The sequence below is a fragment of the Shimia litoralis genome, from assembly GCF_005518135.1.
Lineage (GTDB): Bacteria > Pseudomonadota > Alphaproteobacteria > Rhodobacterales > Rhodobacteraceae > Shimia_E > Shimia_E litoralis.
In genome coordinates, this window is sequence record NZ_SULI01000017.1 from 22,973 (window position 1) to 44,653 (window position 21,681).

Annotated in this window: 16 protein-coding genes and 1 pseudogene; 4 read left to right on the forward strand and 13 right to left on the reverse strand. The window is 52.1% G+C overall.

Annotation, left to right across the window (positions count from 1 at the left end):
- Positions 1–47 precede the first annotated feature (47 nt).
- From tnpB to FAP39_RS12920, 4 genes are all read right to left on the reverse strand, one after another.
- Complete coding sequence (gene tnpB / locus FAP39_RS12905; protein ID WP_212743426.1) at positions 48–395, reverse strand: IS66 family insertion sequence element accessory protein TnpB; 348 nt, start codon at positions 393–395, stop codon at positions 48–50.
- Positions 392–766, reverse strand: coding sequence for an IS66-like element accessory protein TnpA (gene tnpA, locus FAP39_RS12910; RefSeq protein WP_138016815.1), 375 nt, complete (start codon positions 764–766; stop codon positions 392–394). The genes tnpB and tnpA overlap by 4 nt, the downstream gene beginning before the upstream one ends.
- A 301-nt stretch (positions 767–1,067) precedes the next feature.
- The gene (locus FAP39_RS12915) at positions 1,068–2,114 is read right to left on the reverse strand and encodes a calcium-binding protein (protein ID WP_171006850.1); all 1,047 of its coding nucleotides are present in this window, start codon (positions 2,112–2,114) and stop codon (positions 1,068–1,070) included.
- Positions 2,066–3,028, reverse strand: coding sequence for a calcium-binding protein (locus FAP39_RS12920; RefSeq protein WP_171006851.1), 963 nt, complete (start codon positions 3,026–3,028; stop codon positions 2,066–2,068). The genes FAP39_RS12915 and FAP39_RS12920 overlap by 49 nt, the downstream gene beginning before the upstream one ends.
- 673 nt (positions 3,029–3,701) lie before the next feature.
- Between FAP39_RS12920 and FAP39_RS12925 the strand changes: the two are divergent.
- Positions 3,702–4,665: pseudogene (locus FAP39_RS12925) on the forward strand (UDP-galactopyranose/dTDP-fucopyranose mutase family protein); the annotation flags it as partial.
- Positions 4,666–4,697: 32 nt separating this feature from the next.
- A complete protein-coding gene (locus FAP39_RS12930) occupies positions 4,698–5,459 on the forward strand; it encodes a glycosyltransferase family protein (RefSeq protein ID WP_171006852.1) in 762 nt (253 codons plus the stop codon).
- A 182-nt stretch (positions 5,460–5,641) separates the two neighbouring features.
- On the opposite strand, the gene FAP39_RS12935 is transcribed toward FAP39_RS12930, so the two are convergent.
- The 9 genes from FAP39_RS12935 to FAP39_RS12975 all read right to left on the reverse strand — a co-directional run bounded on the left by FAP39_RS12935 (position 5,642) and on the right by FAP39_RS12975 (position 16,093).
- Positions 5,642–7,819: a polysaccharide biosynthesis tyrosine autokinase gene (locus FAP39_RS12935; RefSeq protein WP_138016819.1), complete on the reverse strand. Its 2,178-nt coding sequence runs from the start codon at positions 7,817–7,819 to the stop codon at positions 5,642–5,644.
- Positions 7,820–8,266: an arsenate reductase/protein-tyrosine-phosphatase family protein gene (locus FAP39_RS12940; protein ID WP_138016820.1), complete on the reverse strand. Its 447-nt coding sequence runs from the start codon at positions 8,264–8,266 to the stop codon at positions 7,820–7,822.
- A 23-nt stretch (positions 8,267–8,289) separates the two neighbouring features.
- Positions 8,290–9,351: a polysaccharide biosynthesis/export family protein gene (locus FAP39_RS12945; protein ID WP_138016821.1), complete on the reverse strand. Its 1,062-nt coding sequence runs from the start codon at positions 9,349–9,351 to the stop codon at positions 8,290–8,292.
- 257 nt (positions 9,352–9,608) lie between these two features.
- Positions 9,609–10,712 carry a flagellar basal body P-ring protein FlgI gene (locus FAP39_RS12950; RefSeq protein WP_138016822.1) on the reverse strand — a complete coding sequence of 368 codons (1,104 nt, stop codon included), beginning with the start codon at positions 10,710–10,712 and terminating at the stop codon, positions 9,609–9,611.
- Entirely contained in the window at positions 10,709–11,719 is a 1,011-nt protein-coding gene (locus tag FAP39_RS12955; RefSeq protein WP_138016823.1) for a flagellin, read from the reverse strand. Before FAP39_RS12955 ends, FAP39_RS12950 begins: the two co-directional genes overlap by 4 nt.
- 2 nt (positions 11,720–11,721) lie before the next feature.
- Positions 11,722–13,164, reverse strand: coding sequence for a flagellar hook-associated protein FlgK (gene flgK, locus FAP39_RS12960; RefSeq protein ID WP_138016824.1), 1,443 nt, complete (start codon positions 13,162–13,164; stop codon positions 11,722–11,724).
- Between the two features lie 23 nt (positions 13,165–13,187).
- A complete protein-coding gene (locus tag FAP39_RS12965; protein ID WP_246059144.1) occupies positions 13,188–14,489 on the reverse strand; it encodes a flagellar hook protein FlgE in 1,302 nt (433 codons plus the stop codon).
- Between the two features lie 90 nt (positions 14,490–14,579).
- On the reverse strand, positions 14,580–15,419 hold the full coding sequence (locus FAP39_RS12970; protein WP_138016826.1) for a flagellar motor protein MotB: 840 nt from the start codon (positions 15,417–15,419) through the stop codon (positions 14,580–14,582).
- Positions 15,420–15,508: 89 nt separating this feature from the next.
- A complete protein-coding gene (locus FAP39_RS12975) occupies positions 15,509–16,093 on the reverse strand; it encodes a lysophospholipid acyltransferase family protein (protein ID WP_138016827.1) in 585 nt (194 codons plus the stop codon).
- A 350-nt stretch (positions 16,094–16,443) separates the two neighbouring features.
- On the opposite strand from FAP39_RS12975, the gene FAP39_RS12980 reads away from it, so the two are divergent.
- Together FAP39_RS12980 and FAP39_RS12985 are read left to right on the forward strand one after the other, a co-directional pair.
- A complete protein-coding gene (locus FAP39_RS12980; protein ID WP_171006853.1) occupies positions 16,444–18,177 on the forward strand; it encodes an autotransporter assembly complex protein TamA in 1,734 nt (577 codons plus the stop codon).
- Positions 18,141–21,617, forward strand: coding sequence for a translocation/assembly module TamB domain-containing protein (locus tag FAP39_RS12985; protein ID WP_138016829.1), 3,477 nt, complete (start codon positions 18,141–18,143; stop codon positions 21,615–21,617). Before FAP39_RS12980 ends, FAP39_RS12985 begins: the two co-directional genes overlap by 37 nt.
- Positions 21,618–21,681 lie beyond the last annotated feature (64 nt).

The following is a 21,681-nucleotide window of genomic DNA, read 5'->3' on the forward strand; positions in this document are numbered from 1 at the left end:
AAGATCAGGCCACAACACCATATAAATAAAGCACATACAGACCAAAATCACCCGACGCGCGCAGGCGGAGCACCCCAATCAGGACGCCGCCAATCGATCCCTTCCCAGAGCATCGCCAGCTGTGCGGAGGTCAAACGGGCAGAGCCTTCTTTAGCGCTCGGCCATGGAAATCGACCTCGCTCCAAAACCTTGTAATACAGGCAGAACCCCTGACCATCCCAGTAAAGCAACTTCAGCCGATCCCCGCGTCGCCCACGGAACGCAAACACCGCACCACTGGCAGGTTTCTGACGCAGCACATCCTGAGCAAGTGTCGAAAGGCCAGCGATACCCTTCCTCATATCCGTAACCCCACATGCCAGATAAATCCGAACCCCGGTTCCCGGACCAATCACGCGGCCTCTACCGCCCGGATCAAGCGTGTCAGCGCTGCTGCGTCCACCGCAGTATCAAATCGCAAGCAACGCCCATTGCTCAAAGAAAGTTCCACGCCAGACGGCGGCGTGGGCTCGGGCTCGGGCGTTGATGTCAATTCCTCTGCAACATGGAAATCAATTGGCAGAAAGACTGCGCCTTCGCCGGTGGGCCACAACCCCTTCTTCTTAAGCTCATGCCGCCATCTGTAAATCTGCTGGCGCGTCACATCGTGCCTATGCGCAACATGCGTGACCGTCGCCCCGTCAATTCCAACGGATGAAACAATCGCCAGCTTGTCATCGTCATTCCAGCGCCGCCGACGCTCAACACCTAAAACCTCACCCCGCATAGCACCCTCCGCGTAAGACACGTCACTAACGACGTCGCTATGCACGTGTCTTAAACCATCAGGCCAATATCAGGCAGGCGGTGCCAATCGGGCGGTTACCAATAATGTCTGATATTTATATGTTGATGGCTACGGGCTTGCGCTTTCTACCTACGTCACCTCGACCACGGCGATGGATGCGCAGAGTGCGCATAGGGTGTCGAGGTTACTTTTTCAAACTGCTTTCAAGGGGTCGCCATTTTGGGAAAATTCGTGATTTTTCCCATATTAGACACTAATGTTTATTTTGCCGGCGGTGGTCTCACCACGCAAACAAGAAATCGGATGCTGACAAATCTTCTGGGTTCACCATATCCAGAAATATTTCACCTCCTCCATAGTTGACCCGTACTCCCGCAGGTGTCGCGGTGAGTATGAGGTCTTCAAAAGCCATTGTTGGGTCGTAAATCTGAAGTAGGTCTTCGTCTGGCGTAAAGTCGGTCACACGATCCTGCCCGTAATTGTCGCCAAAAATAAAGGTGTCTGCGCCCAAGCCGCCTGTCATCAGATCATCGCCGCGCCCGCTTCCCAGCACGTCACCTCCTGCGCCACCTTCCAGGGTATCATTCCCATCCCAGGCCCAAAGGGTATCGTCACCGTCGCCGCCATTCATGTGGTCGTCGCCTGTGTGGCCAAAGAGAATGTCGTTTCCAGAATCTCCATTAAGGGTATCATGTCCGGTACCACCCCCAATGGCGTCGTCATGGCTGCCGCCATTTACCAGATCATGCCCGCCACCTGCCCAAAGTGTATCAGTCCCATCACCTCCGTGAACGGTGTCATCCCCCCAGTCACCAAAGATCAGGTCACGACCGAGTTCTCCCCAGATTACATCGTCACCCGTGCTGCCGCCAATGTTGTCGTCTCCGGCGCCGCCAAAAATTAGATCACGTCCCGACCCTGCCCAGAGATTGTCGATCCCGCCATCTCCGTACAATGTGTCATCGCCGGCTCCGCCAAAAATCGTGTCGAGCCCCCAGCCGCCTTCAAGGTGGTCTGCACCATCGCCCCCGCCAATGTTGTCGTCGCCAGCCAAGCCTTTGGCAGTGTCATCGCCGGCTTGGGTCCATATCGTGTCATTTGTGGCACTACCTGTGGCGCTGTCATTGCCGTCGGTTCCCTTGAGGAAGCCACCCGTCGATGCGGATGCCAACGATTCGCCGTCAGGGTCGATCAGTACGAAACTTCGATCAGGTGTGTCCAAGCCTCTGGGGAAAATATCCGAGATACTAAGCGGCCCTCCAGATTTTGAATTTACGGTCAGGCTGTCGTCTCGAAAGGAAATAAGTGCGCCAGTTGACGTCGCCACGAATGATAGCTGCGAAGTGTGGCGTAACATTGGGAAATGAGACAGATCCAAACAGTCGCACCGTTTTCAAAGTCCGTGATCGTCACGTGGTACCCACCGGCCCACATGACAAATAGATCAGCGCCCGAGCCGCCGGTCATCGCGGTGTTGCCATGCCCGGCGACGAGAATGTCGTCTCCGTCGAGCCCGACAAGGGTATCGGCATCTTCTCCTCCTGAAACCAACAGGTCCGCGCGCTGTGTGCCATATTGAACTGTTCCACCATCCTCACGACCAGTCTTGACCATGCCGATCTGATCCAATGGAATGTTGAGCTGTGTGACCCCTGAGTGACTTTGTGAGGTGGCAAACACTTGGATGTCGTTTCCAACGTGGGTGGCAGAAATCGTTGAGATGTTTTCGAGACCGGAACCGATCGAGTTGACGAGCGTTTGCAGGTGCACAAGCCGACCGTCGGGCAACAATGTTAGCAAGCTGAGACCGTCATCAGCACCACCGGCAATCACAAAAACTTGGTTTTCGACTTGGACGACTGACATTGCTTGGACGCCCTGAAAACGAGTCGTCAGTGAATCAATAATGTGATCTGTCGCGATCAAAGCCCCATTCGTCTCTAGGCGCATGACCGACAGGGATGAACTGCCTGCTCCAGCAACGATAACCCAGTTTTGATCATGTGCGGTCAAGACCTCCAGCGCTGACGGCGCATCAATTCCAAGGCCATCCACTGCACCCGAGGTGCCTTGGTGTGTCAGCGCACCTGTCGCCGAGTTGATCCGATAGCTTGTCACCGTTTGGGTGCTTGGACCCGCAGCGACGAGAAGGCTCGTTTGCGAAAACTGACCGGATGCCAACAAGATTTGCCCCTGATCGGCGGACCCATTTTCCCGTGTATTTGTCTCTGAAATACGCAAGACTTCACCCGTTATCGCGACTGTGTACGCCTGAATTTTACCCGTTGCCTGATCCGCGATGTAAAGCGCATGACCATTCGCGAGTGCGAAGGATTCTAATGACGAGATCTCTGCGGATTGAAGATGCGAGATGTCTATGTTCGATACTGTTCCAAGGCCTCCGCTATTTGTGAGCGTCGCGCCAATGAGGTGGTCCTGATCGCTGGCAAAAATCAGATTTGGAGTAGCGCCAATCTGAACTAACTCAGTAGCGTCGGTTAGCGAATTTTGAAGATTTTCGCTATAATAGAGACTGTTTCGTGATGTTGGAAATTCTCCTGATTGAGATAACGCGTAGACATTTATGCCACCATTTCGACCCGTGGCGGTATACAAGTAGTGCTCACCGTTTTGCGAATAAGTTCCGATATTGCGTATGTCTATGTTCAGCGCATCGGGCTCGCTCCCAATGCGTCCTTCTAACTGAAGCCTCATACTTCACCCCATTTCTCTCACCTTGGTCAGGGTGACTTGTGCAAGGGGCAAAGCCAGTGCGAAATTTGGGCGGAAAAGTGAAAACTACCTACAATTCTGGGCATCAGCCAAGAAGTCAGGCCCCTTTTCACTCTGTGTAAAGGGTGAGGCAGTATCAATTGAGGACAAGAAGCGAATCTCGGGCAAGAGAAGGTGGAATATGTCACGCAGCAATACAATTTTGGTGGTTGGGGCAGGGCTTTCTGGTGCGGTGATTGCGAGGTCTCTGGCAGAGGTTGGATATAAGGTCACGGTTCTAGAGGCACGTGCGCATGTCGCCGGAAACTGTCATACCGAGCGAGATCCCGAGACTGGCGTATTGGTGCATGCCTATGGGCCGCACATTTTTCACACCGACGATTCCACAGTGTGGAATTATGTAAATCGATTTGCGCATTTTCGCCCGTTCAAAAATCAGGTCAAAACCGTCTCTGATGATCGGGTATTCTCGTTGCCGATTAACCTGCACACGATCAATCAGTTCTTTGGCACGTCGATGCGACCCAACGAAGCACGTGCGTTCATAAAGACCCGATCAGAACAGACCAGACGGATCGCAAAATCTTTTGAAGATCAGGCCCTGCGTATGATTGGTTCAGAGCTGTATGATGCAATTTTTCAAGGGATACACGGAGAAACAGTGGGGGTATCATCCAAAGGATTTGCCTGCGTCCATACTGAAGCGTCTTCCCGTGCGCTTCACGTATGATGACAACTATTTCTTCCACAAGTATCAAGGCATGCCCGAGAATGGGTACACCGAAATGGTACAGTCCATATTACGGCATGAAAATATTACCGTTCATTTGGGGTGTCGATTTGAACGCGAACTTGCCCGTGCGTATACACATGTCTTTTACTCGGGCGCGTTGGATGGATATTTTGGACATGATTTGGGGCGTTTGGGGTATCGGACGCTTGATTTTGAAACCTTCTCTGTGAACGGCGACTTTCAAGGGTGTGCTGTGATGAACTATGCCGACTTGGACGTCCCCTATACGCGAATTACCGAACACAAGTATTTTGCGCCTTGGGAACGTCACGAGGATTCTGTTTGTACGCGAGAATTCAGCCGCTTTGCCGAGAGTGGAGACATTCCCTATTATGTTCGGATGACGGCACGCTCGAGTATTTGGTCGATCAACCAGATGTTTCTGTGTTCTCGGTCGATACAGACTATAATTTGTCTTATTACGGCGTCGCGTGGCAACAGGCGCTGATGGCGAATTTCCGTGTTGGGAAATGGTCATTGGTGGCCGACGCGGACGAGCTGTTGTTCTGGGAGCCAACCCACCAAGCACCACTCGAGAACCTTCTCTCTATGCCGGACTTCCAGGGTGCAGATGCTGCGCGTGTCTTTATGTTGGATATGTATCCCAAAGGTGCCTTGGAGTGCGCAGACTTTCGAAAACTAAGCCCATTTGACCAAGCAGGCTTTGTCGATCAAGAGCCCTTTCTAGCAAACGTTCTTGGGCGAGGGCCATATTCCAATATGAAAACGTGGACGAGCGCGCTGCGGCATCGCCTCATGCCAGGCTCTCGCTCTGATTTGTTCGTAGCCCAAAAAGTCGCGTTGCTGAAATATCAGCCGTGGATGCAGTTGTCAGCGGGATTACATTTTGTGAATGGTGTCAATTTCGCTCAGCGAGATCTTTTGTTTGGTCATTTCAAATATAATTCTGACTTCCGTCAAAAGGCCCAGCAGGAAGCCGTTCGGCAACAGCATTTCAACAACGCCGAAGAATACGCCAAGTACGCCAACCTGATGTCGGAGGGCCGCAGTCAGATTTTCACCAAAGGGATATCGGTTCTGTGGAGGGACTGCGCATTTGTGAACAAGATGATGACAGAGGATGGCCCGCAAAGTGGAGAATTACAGGTCAAATACTCCATAAAAAAGGTTGTGAAGTTTGTCTGAATCAGGAGCTTACTCTGAGCGGAAGGGATCATTCCAATTCCGTGATTTTTTGGAAGCCAGAATACTGGAAATGATGTTGAAGAAGGTGCGGCGAATGCATTGAAGTTTGCTGCAGACGGGCAAATATAAGATGCCTAGGTCGCGGTGTGGGGCTGTCTACAACATGTACACAGCCCAATATCTTAACTGCGTTTGTCGTATGCGTACCGATAGTCATAGCTATCATAGCTTTGACGTTTAGGTTGTTCGTAAGCGTTGAAAATTGCACCAGAGAACGTCTCGCCGGCAACCTCATAGTCTCTCATAATGGCTTGCATTTCGCGTTGCGTGGTCTTCCCGTAACGTACAACAGCCAACGTCATGCCTGCATGTTTGGAAATGACGATTGGGTCGGTCACCGCCAATACAGGTGGACAGTCAACAATGATCAAATCAAACGACTTGGCAAGGTTGGTCAACAAGGTTGAGAACATAGGGCGCATTAACAGCTCAGACGGGTTGGGTGGGTAAGTGCCTGTCGTAATTGTCGAAAGGCCCGAAACGCTTGATGGCACCAACACTTCTTCTAGGGTCTTTTCTTCTGCCAGATATTCTGACAGCCCGACTTGGGATTTTGGAAGGCCAAAGTAGTTCCGCATCTGGCCGCGACGCAGGTCCGCGTCGATCAGACAGACGCGTTGCCCTGCTTGCGCTGACACGGCTGCTAGGTTGGCAGCGCAAAAGGATTTCCCAATCTCCGGTGAAGGGCCAGTAATTGCCAACGTCTTTGAGGCTCTATCGAGCATCCCAAAATGAAGACTAGTCCGCATACTCCGAAAGGCTTCCACCGCGATGTCTGTCGGGTCGTCCTCCGCAATAAGAGACCACTTTTTGACGCCGTTAATTTTTGTAGGTTTCTTTTCCGCAACCTTATTCACGACGGCAAAAACAGGAAGATGTAACTCTTCAATGTCGGAGCTTTTTGAAATGCCCGTTTTGGCAATTTCTGAAATGAACGTAAGAGCAAATCCAACGATCAAGCCCACGAGAGTACCCAGTGCAACAATTTTTGATTTACTGGGAGCCACTGGCTGTGTCGCGGTTTGGGCCTGATCAATTACACGAACATTTCCGATCGTGCTTGCTTTTACGACCCGCAGTTCCTGAGCCCGAATAAGAAGTTTGCTGTAGGTTTCTCTCGCAAGTTCAAGTTCTTGCGTAATATCATAGACCTCGCGCTGGGTTTGAGGAAGGTCCAGCGACTTTTCTTTTAGCGCAGCCAGCCGAGATTCTAGCGATCCCTTTTGAACCAGCAAATCTTTGTATACGGGATGGTTCGGCGTGTATTTTCTCTTTACTTCTTCTTCCGCTGTCGCAAGAGCCGCCAAATCAGTTTCGATCTGTGTCATTTGCTCAAGTAGTGAAAGTGTTTCAAAACTCAAGTCTAGGGTATTGCGCTCACTTTGCAGTTTTTTGAGCTTGGCTTCTGCGTTGTCGACAATTGTGCGTACTTCCGGGATGCGCGCCTCAATAAATTGCAGGCTGTTTTCGGCTTCGGCAGAATTGCGTGAAATGTTTTGGCGCAGATATGAATTCACAATGGCGCGAAGGGCTCTTTGTGCATCACCTTTGTTGCCAGAGTTGAAGGTGAAATTCAGAATGCCCGATTTTCGACCATGTTCTGATACGGCGAGACTTGAACGAAGATGAAAGATGGCAGCCGCTTCGCTGCGTTGAAAAATCTCGAACTTGCGGCCCGTCTGCCCGACGAGCTGGCTTACCAACAGTGAGAAACCCGACTGTTCATCAACTAGAAGCGTGTCAACTTGACCTGATACTGTCCGCGTATCAGGCAGCAACAAGTCATACCCCTGAGGTGTCTTCGTTAGTATCAATGGTAGATTTAGCCACTCTGGCGGAACCTGCAAAAAGCTGAGTTCAATCTTTTCATCAGCTTGCGCATACGGAAGTAAGAACTCTGGGCTGTATCCAAACAACCCAAATTTTGAGAGAATATGGCCAAATACCGGTAATTTTTGTGGGTAAGAAACCCAATCAAGGTTCTGTTCCGCAACGGCTTGCCCCAAGACCAACCGCGATTTGATGATCTCAATTTCGGTCACGCTTTGTGGAGCGTTACCGCCAAAATCCTCGAGACCACCCGGAAATGGATTTTGCCCGGCTCGTTCTTCGAGTTGAAGCAACGCATTTGCTTGATAGACTGGCGGGGTATTTAGGGCGATAAACGCGCTGATACACGCGGCAAGAAAGCAGACGACGAGTATTTTCCATTTGCCATCCCAAAGAATGCCAAAAATTTGTCCAAGATCTAACTCGCTGTCATCTTGTTGGCTCGATGGCCCAGAAGTAAAATTGCTCATTTAGCTGCCAGTATTTGCTGAAAGTCGTTTGGCCCACTGATCCATTGCGGAGTTCATTTGGGTGAATACATGTTCGTGAAACTCACGAGACATTTTGTAGGGGTCGGCGACATCTGAGGGCCCGGACCAATGGTCCGCCAACATCACGCGCCCCATAATTTGCGGTGCGATCTTTCCGACGGCTGTTTTGTGCCCAGCTTCCATAACCAAAATCAAATCTGCAGCGCCAAGAAGCTCTGCAGTTGCTTGTCTCGCGGCGTGGCCATCAAGAGAAACTCCGTGTTCTGCTGCAACTTCGGACGCGGTTTCGTCAGCTGGCTTTCCAACCAATGCCCCAATTCCAGCCGAAGTTACGTGGAGCTCCGGAACCTTTGATTGCAGCAAGCGTTCCCCCAAAGGGGAGCGGCAAATATTGCCGACGCAGACAACAAGAACATTTTTAATCATAATTAAATCTCAAAACTTGATCACTAAAAGTTCGCCTGCAGCGTCTCAAGAGAGCTGATGGCTGATACGGTCGGCAACAACTGAGTTATTGTGTCGTTCCAATGCTGCAGCGGAGAGCGCGTGACGAAAATAACGTCTTGAGGCGCAAGTGTAAACTTTGTGCCCAAGAGCCAGCCTTCGGGTGATGTGGTATCAAATTGATACACGCTCATCTTGCTGCCTGCTTGCCGAAACACAAACACACCGCGCGCGTCGGATCGCACATTTCGCGCGCCGCCAGCCTCGTTAATTGCGGCCGTCACAGATACCAACTCACTCGACACATCAACGGCACCATTTCTCAGAACCTCTCCCATCACGAAGGCCTCTTCGTTTTCGCGCAGAGGAACATGCACAACGTCGCCTGCGATCAACACGGGATTGTTCTCGGAAATATTGGCTTCAAGAAAACCACGCAAATCTACGCTGTAGGCCTTGTTGTTACGGCGCAGCGTGACCTTTGAAATTTCGGCAAACTCGGTCCATCCGCCGGCCGCATTCACGGCCTGAAGCAAGGTGAGGGGCACAGTTGTTAAAGGTTGACGATTTGGTAACTCCACTTCGCCACTCACAACGACACCTTGCGAGTTGAATTCTAGAACGCGCACATCGACCTGTGGGTCGGTAATGTATGCACGCAGTTTTTGGGAAATTTCTTGCCGGACCGACTGTACCGATCGATCAGCGGTTTGTACCTCACCTATAAATGGATAGTGAATTGCCCCATTCGATTGCACGCGAAAGCCAGAGGGTTGGCTCTGGTTCGCCCCCGACGACGGTAGGTTCAGCTCAGGGTGGTCAAAAACAGATACCGAAATCACATCTCCGACGCCGATCAAATAGGACCAATCGGTCACTTTTGGGAGGCTGGTGCGTTGATAGGAACGTCTGGTCTTATGAAAACCGCCGATGTTTTTGCTGGAAATTCGAACGATATTTACATCACCAGTAAGTTCGGCTTGTTTTTTTTCTTCTGTAGGGAAGGTTGTGAATGCTTCAGAGCAGCCCGAAATTGCCAATACAATAAGAAGCAAAATGCGTTTCATAGTGAGTTACAACCTTTTCAATATAGGCGAACCAGCCGCTTTGCTTGTGAGTTGGCGAACTGGGTTTTGATGTTAGCCTTCCCTAACATTGGAGGAATATTGTTTCAATTGAACTTTGGGAAAAACCGGAAGCGGATACAAACCCGTGGCAATTATCATTCAGATGCCGGCCATCAGATTTGCGTATGCTGTAATTTGGAACGCCGAGAGATGTGCGTTAAGTATCGAAAACTGAGATAATTAGGCAAAAACGTCGACTATCTTACAATAAATTCAGCATGCAAAGCGCCCGCAGCCTTAATGCTTTTTAGAATATCGATCATGTCTCTGGGTGACACTCCAAGGGCGTTCAGCCCGGAAACGATTTCGCTAAGCGAAGTCCCGCCGGGAACTTCAGCCAAGGCAACCCCCTCGTCTTCGTCAAGAGTTGCGGTCGTACGAGGTACAACAACGGTCCGGCCATTCGCAAAGGGGGTGGGTTGAACTGCCAAAGGTGCTTCTTGAACACGAAGAGTCAGGTTACCTTGCGAAACAGCGACACGAGAAATTCTAACATCCTCGCCCATCACAATTGTGCCAGACCGCTGGTCGACAACAACACGGGCTTTGCGCTCGGGTTGGACGAGGATGTTTTCCACTTTGCCTATTGCATGCGCTGGCGACTTTTGCCCGGTCGCCCGAATGTCCAACTGGACTGTGCCTGCGTCCAACATCAAGGCGACACGCCGACCAAAGGCAGAGTTGATGGCGCGCTCTATACGCCCGGCTGTTGTGAAGTCCGGCTCCCTCAGAGCCAATCTAAGGCTACTTAAGCTCGAAAAATCAAATTCGACTTCACGTTCGACACGCCCGCCAGATGGGATGACACCCGATGTGGGGACGCGTTGCGTAACGGTGCCTGCTTCCCCTTCGGCCGAGGCGCCCCCGGCAATGATGGTTCCTTGCGCTACGGCGTATATGTCCCCATCTGCGGCGTTCAATGGGGTCATTATCAGTGTCCCGCCTAACAGGCTTTTGGCGTCACCAATAGCCGATACTGTGACATCAATGCGCCCGCCGGATCGCGAGAATGGAGGCAAGGCCGCGGTCACAAAGACCGACGCCACATTTTTTGGGCGAAATTGCTCTCCATTTACGTTTACACCGAGGCGCTCAAGGATATTCGTCATGAGTTCTTCGGTAAATGGTGCATTGCGAAGCCCGTCGCCTGTTCCGTTTAGACCGACGACCAGGCCATACCCAACGAGATCATTCCTGCGAACACCGTCAAACTCGACTAGGTCTTTGATCCGAATTTCGTTGCAAAATGCTGCAAAGCCAAAACAAGAGAACAGGAAAACTAGGAATATTCTCACTCTCATCTCAGATATCCGGCGAGAGAAAGCTGTGACATGCGTCCTGTCACGGTGTACAAACTTTGAAGTTGTGTCTGCGTATTCTGCAACTTGACCGCAGTTTCGAACGGATCGGCAGAGACGATCTCTGACAGAGCAATTTTGAGGCTTGATGTCGCCGCAGCATTCTTAACACCCGCTTCATCTATTCGTTCTTGCACATAGCCCAGATCGGCCCGGATGCTGGTCAGATCAGCTTGCCTTGCCAACAGATTTTCACCTGCGGATCTAAGGAGGTGTTGGCGATCGGCTGCGGAAAAGTTGAACTCTGAATCTGATGCAAATCCGGCCAAGGCCAAGTCATGAAGTATGTCACGTGCCTCAGAACTGTCCGCACGGAAGGCAAAAGATACCATATCAGATTCTCCCAGCTGATAACCGGACGCGGCATGCTCTGAGCCTTGGTATGCCTCCACAGAAAAACCGGATGTCGTGCTTGAAAACCATTGATCCAGACGGTCTTTGAAACCTTGAACACTGACGACCCCTGCAAGGGGTGTCTTTAGCGAATTCAAAATCTTATCTGGTGCGGCCAAGGCTGGTTGATCTACTGCAGCCCCTGCAAACAGGCTGCTGTCACCGATCCGAGTGTTCAGAAGAGAAACGACGGATTTGAACTCTTCGATGGCCAATTTTGAAACCGTTGGACCGATGGTCGACGACGTATCCGACGAGGCGGTAATCAGGGTGCTCGATATATCTGATGACTTATTTTGTAACGTCTCAAGGGTCGATTGAGATATTGTTGTTTCTACACGGGCTTCGGCAATGGAATTGTCGAAACCAGCCAAGACTTTGAGCGCGTGATCTATTTCAGACAGCGGCGTGTATCCGCCTGTGGTTGTGTGTCCTGGGTCGGTTTTGAGACCTGACGCGAGCTCTTGCGTCAGTGACATCATTTGATTTCTGATCGAGGTGTTTTGACGTTGCAACATATAATGTTGGGTCAAGTTTCCGATGCTGGTCATTCCCATGGTCAAATCCTTAACAGTGTGTCCATCATCTCTTCGACGGTTTGTACAATTCTGGCATTGGCCGCATAGGCCTGCTCAATCAAGAGTAGGTTCTGAAGTTCGTGATCATTGTCGACGCCCTCCGACAATTCGGCCTCTTTGAGGCTGGCACGTATTGTCTCAGACACGGTTGACACTTCTTCTGCAGAAATTCGGTCAGCACCCAGCGAAGACGCCAATTGCGATGCTTGCCCAAAGATTGTCGCGTTTGTGCCACTCAACAGACCGCTTGTCTGGCCGAGCGCACTCTTCATGCGATGCAAAAAGTCCGCATTACCTTTGTCACCCGCGGATGCCGCTCCCAAACCGTCTCGCAGTCGCCACAAATCTGAAGTTGTGCGTTCGTCGACGAGAGAGTTCAGGGATATCCGCGCTGCAAGCCCGGTTGCATTCGCGGTGTCAAAATACGAGTCTTGATCGGTGAAGAGCCCTGCCTGCCCCGCCGACAGGCTTTGGTCGGTAAGAGGGTTCTGAAAGCGGTTCACAAGATCCGCAGCCAGATTGTCGATGTCGGTTTGAGCTTTGACAGCTAACTCGTCTCTCACTTCAAATTGTGCTGACAAGCGCCCACCTGACAGAGAACCATTCATTGATGACGCATCGATTGCACGGCCATTGATAGATAGCCCAGAAAGCAGGCCAGCATCCCGTGTCATATGGGGTGTTACGACGTTTGATGGGGCGAATTCCACCTTAACGGCTTGTGTATCCAGCAAGACATCACCGCCCCCCATGTACAACGCAACTGCCCCATTTTCTCGTTGCATTAACTGCACCGGGACAATTTCAGAGATCTGATCAAGAGCGCGTTGCCGGGTATCCATATGGCCGTCGGTTGGATGGCCTTGGACGTGGGCCGACGCGATTTTCCGGTTTAGGTCCTGCGTTTGTGACAAGAGCTGGTTCAATCGAGACACATCAGAAGCAATTGCCGCATCTGCTCTTGCTCTAAGGTTTTGGATACCTTCAGAGATGGTATTGAATTTTTCTGTAAGTTCGGTGCCGTCGCGCGAAAGAGCTTTTAGCCGTTGTTCAGACTCTGGTTTGCTTGCTGCTGTGATGAGGCTCGCTTCAAATTCTGTAATCTTGTTTTCTAACGATCCATCGTCAGTAGCATGCCCTACCAAGGTTTCCAGATTTACTTGAAACGAAAGGATCGTTTGATTTTGGTTTGCCTCGGCGTCGGCGAGCCTCCGTTGCTGAAGCGCATTTGGATTCGAATGGCGAATTGTGCCATTTACGGAAACCCCTCCCGATTTTCCTGTGGACTGCGACGAAAGGGAAACCTCGCGACGGCCGTATCCCTCGGTCATTGAGTTTGCCAAGTTCGAGGAGACAATTTCTGCAGCACGAGAGGATGCGGTCAGTCCGGAAAGCGCATTGGATAATGTACTCGAGATACTCATAAAGCGTGCCTCAATTCAAAAGGTTATCGTTTGATGTTGGTGGTTTCCTGTAGCATTTCATCCACTGTCTGAATGACTTTGGCATTTGAACTGTAGGCGCGCTGTGTCTGGATCATATCGGTCAATTCACCCGCGACATCCGTGGCAGATTCTTCGCGCGCAAAGGCCACAACATCGCCCGTTGGACCATCACCAGCATCCCAGAGAAAATAGGACCCGCTTTCGGGGGATGGAATATAGGTCTGTTGATCCAACGATACCATTCCGTTCGGGTTCGGGAGGTCGACCAGAGGCACCTGGAAAATGGTCCGGGTCATGCCCGTGTCAAAAAAGGCATGAACCAGCCCATTGGCGTCGACTTCTACCGACATCATGTTCCCGACGGGCGTCCCGTCCTTGGAAATCTGAAGCGGGGCAAAACCGTCTGATAGCTGTGTTAGGCCATCATTCGCACCGATTTTACCGATGTTGATTTCCATTGGGCCGCCGGCAACGTCTACGATCAGATTTCCCGTCGCGGCATCAAATCCACCACCCGTTATGGTGGATACAGATGCGAGCGTTCCGCCTTGGGTGCGATCATCTGCAAAGGTCAGCGTGTATTCTCCGATTGAGGTCGTGCCCGTCGCAGAGTCCGTAATTTTCATGGTCCATTCGTTCGAAGAGCCAGCGGCGGGGATTGTGGGCGTAAACTCAATATTGATGGTTTCAGAACGCCCAAGATTATCGAAATATTCGACTGACAAATCTTGTGGCGCGCCGTTAGATCCGGCCTCGGTCTCGGTCGCAGGTAGATTCACACCAAGAGTCATCGTCGTGGTTGGTTTGCCGGTCAGTTGATTGACATTGATCTGTACGGGCTCCAATCCCTCACTTGTATCGCGAGGATATGTCGGAATGGACCCATCCGCATTTGCGGGCCATCCCATCAAAACAAGACCGGACTCTGTTGTGAGATACCCCTTGGCGTCGGTTCGGAACGATCCCGTTGTCGAGAGCAGCATTTGCGGATCGCCATTCCCGACGCCAACTTCGGAGGAACGCGCAACTGGCAGCATCCCGCGACCACGCACAGCAAGGTCTGTGGCATTCGACGTGGACACAAGTGAACCGCGTTGGTCGATAAGGCGCTGGTTGGTCACACGGACACCGCCCGCAGAATATGTACCGCCGTTGCCCGAAATCACCATAGAATGGAAATCGGATTCCATCCGTTTGTACCCGTAGGTCGCGGAGTTGGCGATGTTGTCAGAAATCGCGGCGAGGCGGCTTGCGTTTGCGGACAGGCCCGCGACCCCAGCGTTGAGCGAGGAAGAAATTGTCATGGATACACCTTTCTGCTGCATCGATATCTATCTGAGCAACAGGTAAGGCGTGTCCATTAACAGGCCGCTAACAAGTAAAATCTTCTGCGTTTAGGGTTGGTCGCTGCGCAACAGAATGATCTCTATGCGATTGTTGCGCGGGCTTCGAGGATCACGCGAAATCAATTCACGGTCAGCGTGCCCAGTCACGCGCTTCATACGATCCGGCGCGACGCCAAACACTTCGAGAAGATGGCGCACCTTGTCCGCCCTGTCCCCGGATAACGGCCATGCGAGTTTGTTGGCCAAGACGATGGGTTCAGACCGCAGATGCGCTTCGATAGCAATATCATTTTCGACAATCTGGATTGTGCCGGCGATCATTCGTAGCAAATCCAGAAGCACGCGCCGTGGTGCCGTTTTATGACCATCAAATAGCGGGGTGTTAGAAAGGTCAAAAATCTCAATCACCAGACCTTCGTCTGTTTGCCGTGTCACGACATGTTTAAGAGTGTTGTCAGACACAAGGCTTTCGCCCCCGTTCCCAAGAATGAGGTCTTCGACTTTGTCGAACTTCGCGTCATCTGCCGATGCCTGCTCCGCACCCATATTTTGATCTTGAAGGTTTGGATCCAAGGCCCTGATCGGGGTCATTCCACCAGTGCCATTCCGCGCTAATGTTTCTTCCTCAAAGACACTATTCCCGCCGAACATGGCATCACCCCCGCCTGAAATGCGGTTGATCGGGACATTGGGATTAAAGTAATCCGCTAGACCCTTACGTTGTTTTTCTGTTGTCGCATTTAGCAGCCACATCAACATGAAAAAGGCCATCATGGCCGTTACGAAATCAGCATACGCAACTTTCCACGCACCACCGTGGTGTCCGTCCGCGCTGACAACCTTTTTCCGTTTGATGATAACTGGCGCGACGTTTGTCTGCGCACACATTTTCACCACCTTTTACTCACCCACGACCTATGTATCAGCGCAGTCATTACCTGCGCGTTAACAGCTAAAATTCGCCCGTTTTTTTGCGTTCAGATTTGTGTGGTTAGATCTTTGGACAGGCGATCAAGGAAATCACGACGATGAATGCCGGCTGGGATAGAAGGTAGGATACGTACGCGAATTTCACCTGCGTATTTCCAAATAGACGTCGGCGGCCAGCAATGCCCTGAGCTGACCAACACAGGCACAACAGGTAAGTCGACAAGTTGATACAAAACTGCCACGCCAGAGTGCAGTTTTGCCTTCTGGGCTGGCCCACGTGTGCCAGTCGGAAAAATGAGCAAATTCCGCCCCGCCTGCGCAGCTTGTTTACCCTTTGCAAAGCTCGTCCGCATCGCATCGACTGACCCGTTTCTGTCGACAGGAATGTGACCGACACGGCGCGCCAAAAAACCAACCAGAGGATAGGAAAATACTTCTCTTTTGGCGAACATGGTGGGATGTCCAAGAAGCGCATGAAAATATAACGTTTCCCATGATGACTCGTGTTGAGATGCAATAAGATAGGGCTCTTGGGGGAGGTTCTCTGTGCCGCTTATGTTAACGGTGATGCCACAGACATATCGTAGAATGGCTGCTTGGATTTTGAGGAAAAAATCCGTGGCAAAAAACATGAAACGTTGTGAGATGAAGAATAGCGGAGACACCAAAATCAACGGCAGGCAGCTGACTGCGGAGCATGCGAAAAACAGAATGGATCGTGTGCGCACAAATGCCAAAATGCTCACCAATGTGTGAAAGATGTTTTCTCAATACCCGACACCTAACGACAGAAATATGAAATTGGAAGCGTGGTGCGCCCAAAGCAAGATGCTTCTGTACTATGGTGATCGAGAATTTGCTGATATATGCTCCGTAAAATAATACATATCGAGCGTTGAGATTGTTCACGATGGCAAAACGAGTGCATCAGCCCAAACGGCTAGGTACATTGGCAGCGGGCTGGGCGTTCGCGGCGGTTTGTATGATGGCGAATGTCGCACATGCCTTTGAGGTCACGCTTAACGCACCGGAAGAGGTCGAAGGACGCTTGAAGAGTGCCTCGATTTTGATGGCAGCGCAGCGCGACGGCGTTACGGGTGTGCAAGATATTACGGCTGCCGCGCAAGCTGAGTATCAACGGCTCGTCTCTGTTCTCTATGACGAAGGGTACTTTGGCCCTACGGTGAATGTGTTGTTGGATGGTCGAGAAGCGGCGACATTGCCCCCGTTCGCAAAAATCGCATCGATTTCCAATGTCACGATTAACGTGAAACCGGGCAAGCTTTTTCTGTTTGAAACGGCAAAGGTGACGCCCATAGCGCCGGAAACCACCTTGCCAACAGGGTTTGCCAAAGGCGAGCCCGCATCGACGTCGACGATTGTTACGGCCGCCGCTGCTGGTGTCGAAGGGTGGCGCGATGTTGGGCATGCCAAAGCCAAGGTAGAAGGCAACGAGATCACGGCGAACCATCGCAACGCGACTTTGAACGCCACGGTGCATCTTGATCCTGGACCCAAGCTAAAGTTTGGCGCACTTAATCTTAGCGGAGCGACCGATGTGCGCGAGAGCAGATTGCGTAGAATTGTCAGCCTTCCGTCGGGTGAGACATTCGACCCTCAAGTGCTGGTAGATGCCGAAAAAAGGCTTCGGCGCACGGGCGTATTTAGATCGGTAAACGTGTCAGAATCTAAAAGTGTCGGCGCAGACAACTCTATGGATATTGACGTCACTCTTGAGGACGACAAGAAACGGCGTTTGAAGTTCGAGACGTATTTGGAATCCAGCGAAGGCTTGGCGCTAAGTGTGGATTGGGTGCACCGCAATTTGTTCGGCGGAGCTGAACGTTTGACGTTGGGGGCGGAAGTCAGCGGTATCGGCGGGGATTCGCCCGGAACCGATTTCCTGCTGTCGGCAGAGCTCATGCGCCCGTCTACGTTTAACGCCGAGAGCGATGTCTCGATGTTGTTGGAAGCTGAACGCATTAATGAAGATCTCTATTTCATAGAACAGGTGACGGCCAAGTTTTTGGTTACGCGGGTGTATTCCGATCAGTTCACCTTGGCTGGCGGTTTTATGTTCAATGCCAGCAACGTGCGTGACAATTACGGAGCGCGCAGCTTCCGAAACTTTGGGATACCACTTGCTGCGACGTGGGACCTTCGCGACGATAAGCTTGACCCTACGGGCGGGATGTTTTTACGCGGCGAGGTGATGCCGTTCGCAGCATTTGGAGACGGCGACCCCGGGACCTATGTGTTTTCCGATTTGCGGGGGTACGTCGGCCTTGGCGCGACCAAAAAGGTCGTTGCCGCGGGGCGCTTCCAAGTTGGATCAATCTTAGGGCCGAGCCTGTCTCAAACGCCGCCGGATATGTTGTTTCTCTCGGGCGGCGGCGGGACTGTACGTGGTCAGCCTTATCAATCGAACTTTGTGACCGTGAATGGCATTGAAAGCGGGGGCCTGTCGTTTGTGGGGCTGTCCGGCGAGCTACGGGTGCGGGTCAAAGAAAGCATCTCTGCCGTGGCCTTTTATGACGCGGGATATGTCGGCGAAACCAGCAATCCGGGTGGTGCAGGAAACTGGCATGCCGGCGCTGGGCTTGGGATGCGGTATCATACCGGTTTTGGCCCAATCCGGGTGGACATTGGTCTTCCGGTCGAAGGCGATACGGGTGACGGATGGCAGCTGTATGTCGGTATTGGACAGGCATTCTGATGCGCTGGTTTGTGTTCATACTGGCATTGCTCTTGCCGCTTGGCGCGATGGCCCAAGAAGAGGATGACAAAAGCCGCCTGACCCGATTTTTAGAAGATACGCTGTCTGGAACCGGGCGTACGATCACCATCAATGGCTTTCAGGGCGCCCTAAGCTCTGTTGTGACCATGGAGGAGCTGACCGTCGCGGATGAGACTGGTGTTTGGTTGCGGATGACAGATGCGACGCTGGATTGGAACAGAGCCGCTGTGCTGGCCGGGCGTATTGATATCAACACGTTATCAGCCAAGGAAATCCACCTGATCCGTCCGCCGGTGGCTGCTCCGGCCGCGCCATCGCCAGAAGCCACGCCTTTTGCGTTACCTGAATTACCTGTCAGCGTGAATATTGGTGAAGTTGATGTGGCCAAGGCCATATTTGACGAGTCTATTATGGGCATTCCAGCTGCGCTGTCCCTTACCGGAGCGGTCACTTTGGCCGACGGGGATGGGCAAGCCAAGTTGAACATTGAACGCGTGGATGGCGCCAAGGGGCACTTCCGTTTGTCCGGCAGCTTTTCCAATGCCACACGTGATCTTGCGATTGATCTGAAAGCTCAGGAAGATGCACAAGGGATTGTTGCAACGCTTCTGAAAATCCCAGACCAGCCGCCACTCGAGCTCTCGATTGTCGGCCAAGGCCCTCTTGATGCATTTTATGCTGACATAAAACTGGCAAGTGCAGGTGCGCCGCGTCTTCAGGGGCAAATTGCCCTAGAGTCTGTCGCAAATCCTGACGCACCCGTACAACCTGTCGGAAGCCCTCTAATAGACCCTATTCAGGTCATTTCAGCAGATATTCGTGGCGACCTGGCTCCGTTGTTTGCGCCAAAATACCGTGCCTTTTTTGGTCCCGATGTTGCATTCACAACCGTTGCGCGACGGTTTTCCGACGGGCGGATGCGCCTAGATCAACTCTTGCTTACAGCTGCTGCGCTGCAGTTGCGAGGCGACTTGGCCTTGGCCCCCAGCGGAATGCCTGAACGCTTTGCGCTGGACCTTGCACTGGAAACACCGGATGGCGCGCCCATATTGTTGCCGACGACCGGTCCGGACCTATTGATCCGTCGAGCGAGTCTCACTGCAAATTTCAACAGTGCGCTTGGCGATGGTTGGTCATTGTCTGGTGTCGTTTCTGATTTCGAGCGTGGCCCGCTTATCGTCCAAACCACTGACCTAAAAGGCAGTGGCCGTATCCAACTGCAAGAACCGCGCCAACTGACGGCGAATGTCCGGCTGGGTTTGATCGGGATGGAAACCTCGAACCCAGAGATTGTTGGGGCGATCGGCGATTCCATGACGACAGTGTTGAAATTGGATTGGGCACAGGGCAGCGCACTTAATATCCAAACGCTGGATGCACGCACCAAATCTGCGAGCCTTGTTGCCAGCGGAAAAGTTCAAGACGTGGATGGTTTGACAACAGTTTCCGGTGAAATAGAGACGAAATTCGCGGATTTGTCGAAATTTCAGGTCATCACAGAACGCCAAGTTTCTGGTGCGCTGTCTGCGAATATGTCGGGCAGCTATGTGCCATCTTCGGGTGCCTTTGATGTTGATGTCGTTGCAATGGGTGTTGATCTTGGTGTCGGTGAGCCAAGCGTTGATGGCCTATTGCAGGGCGAAAGCGTTCTGGCGGTATCAGCGCAAAGAGATCAAACAGGTATTGCAATTGAGAATGCAGCATTCGAAAGCGATGCATCTCGCTTGCAGGCCGCGGGAACTTTATCCAGCGAAAAGGGCCGACTGACGTATTCTGCGTCTCTTGATGATCTCCAGAGGTTTGTCAGCGATGTCAGTGGACCGGTGGATGTCTCTGGTGTCATCATACAAGAAGGCGGGGGCCGGAATGCAACGCTTCAGGCAACCGCACCTGGAGAAGCAGAGATCAAAGCCGAGTATGATTTACGAAGCGATGGCGCGGAATATGTTTTGGTGGATGCCGTGTTGGGCGACACTGGGCGGTACTTCTCAAGCCTTGCGGGGAAAACCTCTTTGGTCGCACGCGCAGATCATGTCGGCGAGAGCTGGCAAGTGGATGCCGACCTTGAGGGACAGGCAGGATCTTTTGCAAAACTGCAAGGATCCTTGGCCGAAGATTTCCAAACGGCGGACATCGGGATCGTTGGTGAACTTCCCCTTGCCGTTGCGAACCGAAGCATCCGCCCCCAACAAGTGACGGGTGTGGCAGGGTTCGATCTCAAACTGACAGGCGCACCGAGTGCGGAAAACATTTCTGGGACAATTTCGACCAAAGGCGCGCGGTTCGCCGCCCCCACCATGCAGATTGCTTTGGAGAATATCGCGTCCACAGTGTCTTTGCAGGGCGGGTCTGCCAATTTGGATGTGTCCAGCAATTTGGCCGCGGGTGGTACTGTGGGGGTGCGGGGCACCGTAGATTTGGCCCCGCCGTTTGCTGCGAACCTATCCGTTGGATTGGGCCAATCGGTCATTCAATTAGGCAGCCTGTTTCAGACATCGTTGACTGGCGACATCTCTGTGACTGGCCCGCTGGCTACTGGCCCGAATGTGGCAGGGCAAATTGACTTGGGTCCAACCGAGGTCAAAATAAGTTCAAATCTTGGAGGTGGAAGTAGCATCCCTGATGTGACGCACCTGTCAGAGCCCTCAAAATCACTGCGCACGCGCACATTCGCGGGATTGATCAAAGAGCCAGAGGCCGAAGGTGGATCCGCGAGCAACTACGCTGTTGGCCTTGATCTGAACATCGTTGCGCAAAATCGAATTTTTGTCCGTGGCATGGGGCTCGATTCCGAATTTGATGGGGCGCTCCAAGTGGCAGGGACCAGCACGAATGTTCTGACAACAGGAGAATTCGATCTGGTGCGCGGCCGTCTAGATTTCTTAAGCAAGCGCTTTGACTTGGATGAGGGCATTATTCGGATGGAAGGCGGCTTGGTGCCTTACATTCGCTTGGTTGCAATCTCGAAAAACAAAGACGCAACTTTCAGCATTATCCTCGAGGGCCTCGCGACTGATCCGGATATTGATATCACGTCGAATCCTGAACTTCCTGAAGACGAGGTTCTGTCGCAAATGCTGTTTGGGCGTGATTTGTCAGCAATTTCGCCTCTTCAGGCGGCGCAGTTGGCCGCTGCCGCCGCAACACTGTCCGGGCACGGCACAGAAGGGCTCATGGGCAAGCTTCGCAAATCTACTGGGCTAAGCAATATTGATCTGACGACCAATGAGGACGGCAACGCCGGCCTGTCCGTCGGGACGTATATTAATGAGAGAATTTATACCGATATCGGTGTGGACAGCACCGGGCTTAGCACGATCCAGTTGAATATGGATTTGACCGACAGCGTAACCGTCAAAGGGCGCGTCGACTCCAATTCCGATACGGCGGTGGGCATCTATTACCAGTTTGATTATTGAACTTGGGGCTGTGCCAAGGGCCGCGCGCATCAATGCGTACTCGTGCGCCATGACGCTTGGTAAA

Coding starts and splice junctions, on each gene's coding strand:
- FAP39_RS12950 (WP_138016822.1), bottom strand. CDS start 10,712: ATGAGAGTGAGAATATTCCTAGTTTTCCTGTTCTCTTGTTTTGGCTTT.
- FAP39_RS12935 (WP_138016819.1), bottom strand. CDS start 7,819: ATGAGCAATTTTACTTCTGGGCCATCGAGCCAACAAGATGACAGCGAG.
- FAP39_RS12980 (WP_171006853.1), top strand. CDS start 16,444: ATGATGGCGAATGTCGCACATGCCTTTGAGGTCACGCTTAACGCACCG.
- FAP39_RS12970 (WP_138016826.1), bottom strand. CDS start 15,419: ATGTGTGCGCAGACAAACGTCGCGCCAGTTATCATCAAACGGAAAAAG.
- FAP39_RS12945 (WP_138016821.1), bottom strand. CDS start 9,351: ATGAAACGCATTTTGCTTCTTATTGTATTGGCAATTTCGGGCTGCTCT.
- FAP39_RS12975 (WP_138016827.1), bottom strand. CDS start 16,093: ATGTTTTTTGCCACGGATTTTTTCCTCAAAATCCAAGCAGCCATTCTA.
- flgK (WP_138016824.1), bottom strand. CDS start 13,164: ATGAGTATCTCGAGTACATTATCCAATGCGCTTTCCGGACTGACCGCA.
- FAP39_RS12955 (WP_138016823.1), bottom strand. CDS start 11,719: ATGGGAATGACCAGCATCGGAAACTTGACCCAACATTATATGTTGCAA.
- FAP39_RS12985 (WP_138016829.1), top strand. CDS start 18,141: ATGGCAGCTGTATGTCGGTATTGGACAGGCATTCTGATGCGCTGGTTT.
- tnpA (WP_138016815.1), bottom strand. CDS start 766: ATGCGGGGTGAGGTTTTAGGTGTTGAGCGTCGGCGGCGCTGGAATGAC.
- FAP39_RS12965 (WP_246059144.1), bottom strand. CDS start 14,489: ATGACAATTTCTTCCTCGCTCAACGCTGGGGTCGCGGGCCTGTCCGCA.
- FAP39_RS12940 (WP_138016820.1), bottom strand. CDS start 8,266: ATGATTAAAAATGTTCTTGTTGTCTGCGTCGGCAATATTTGCCGCTCC.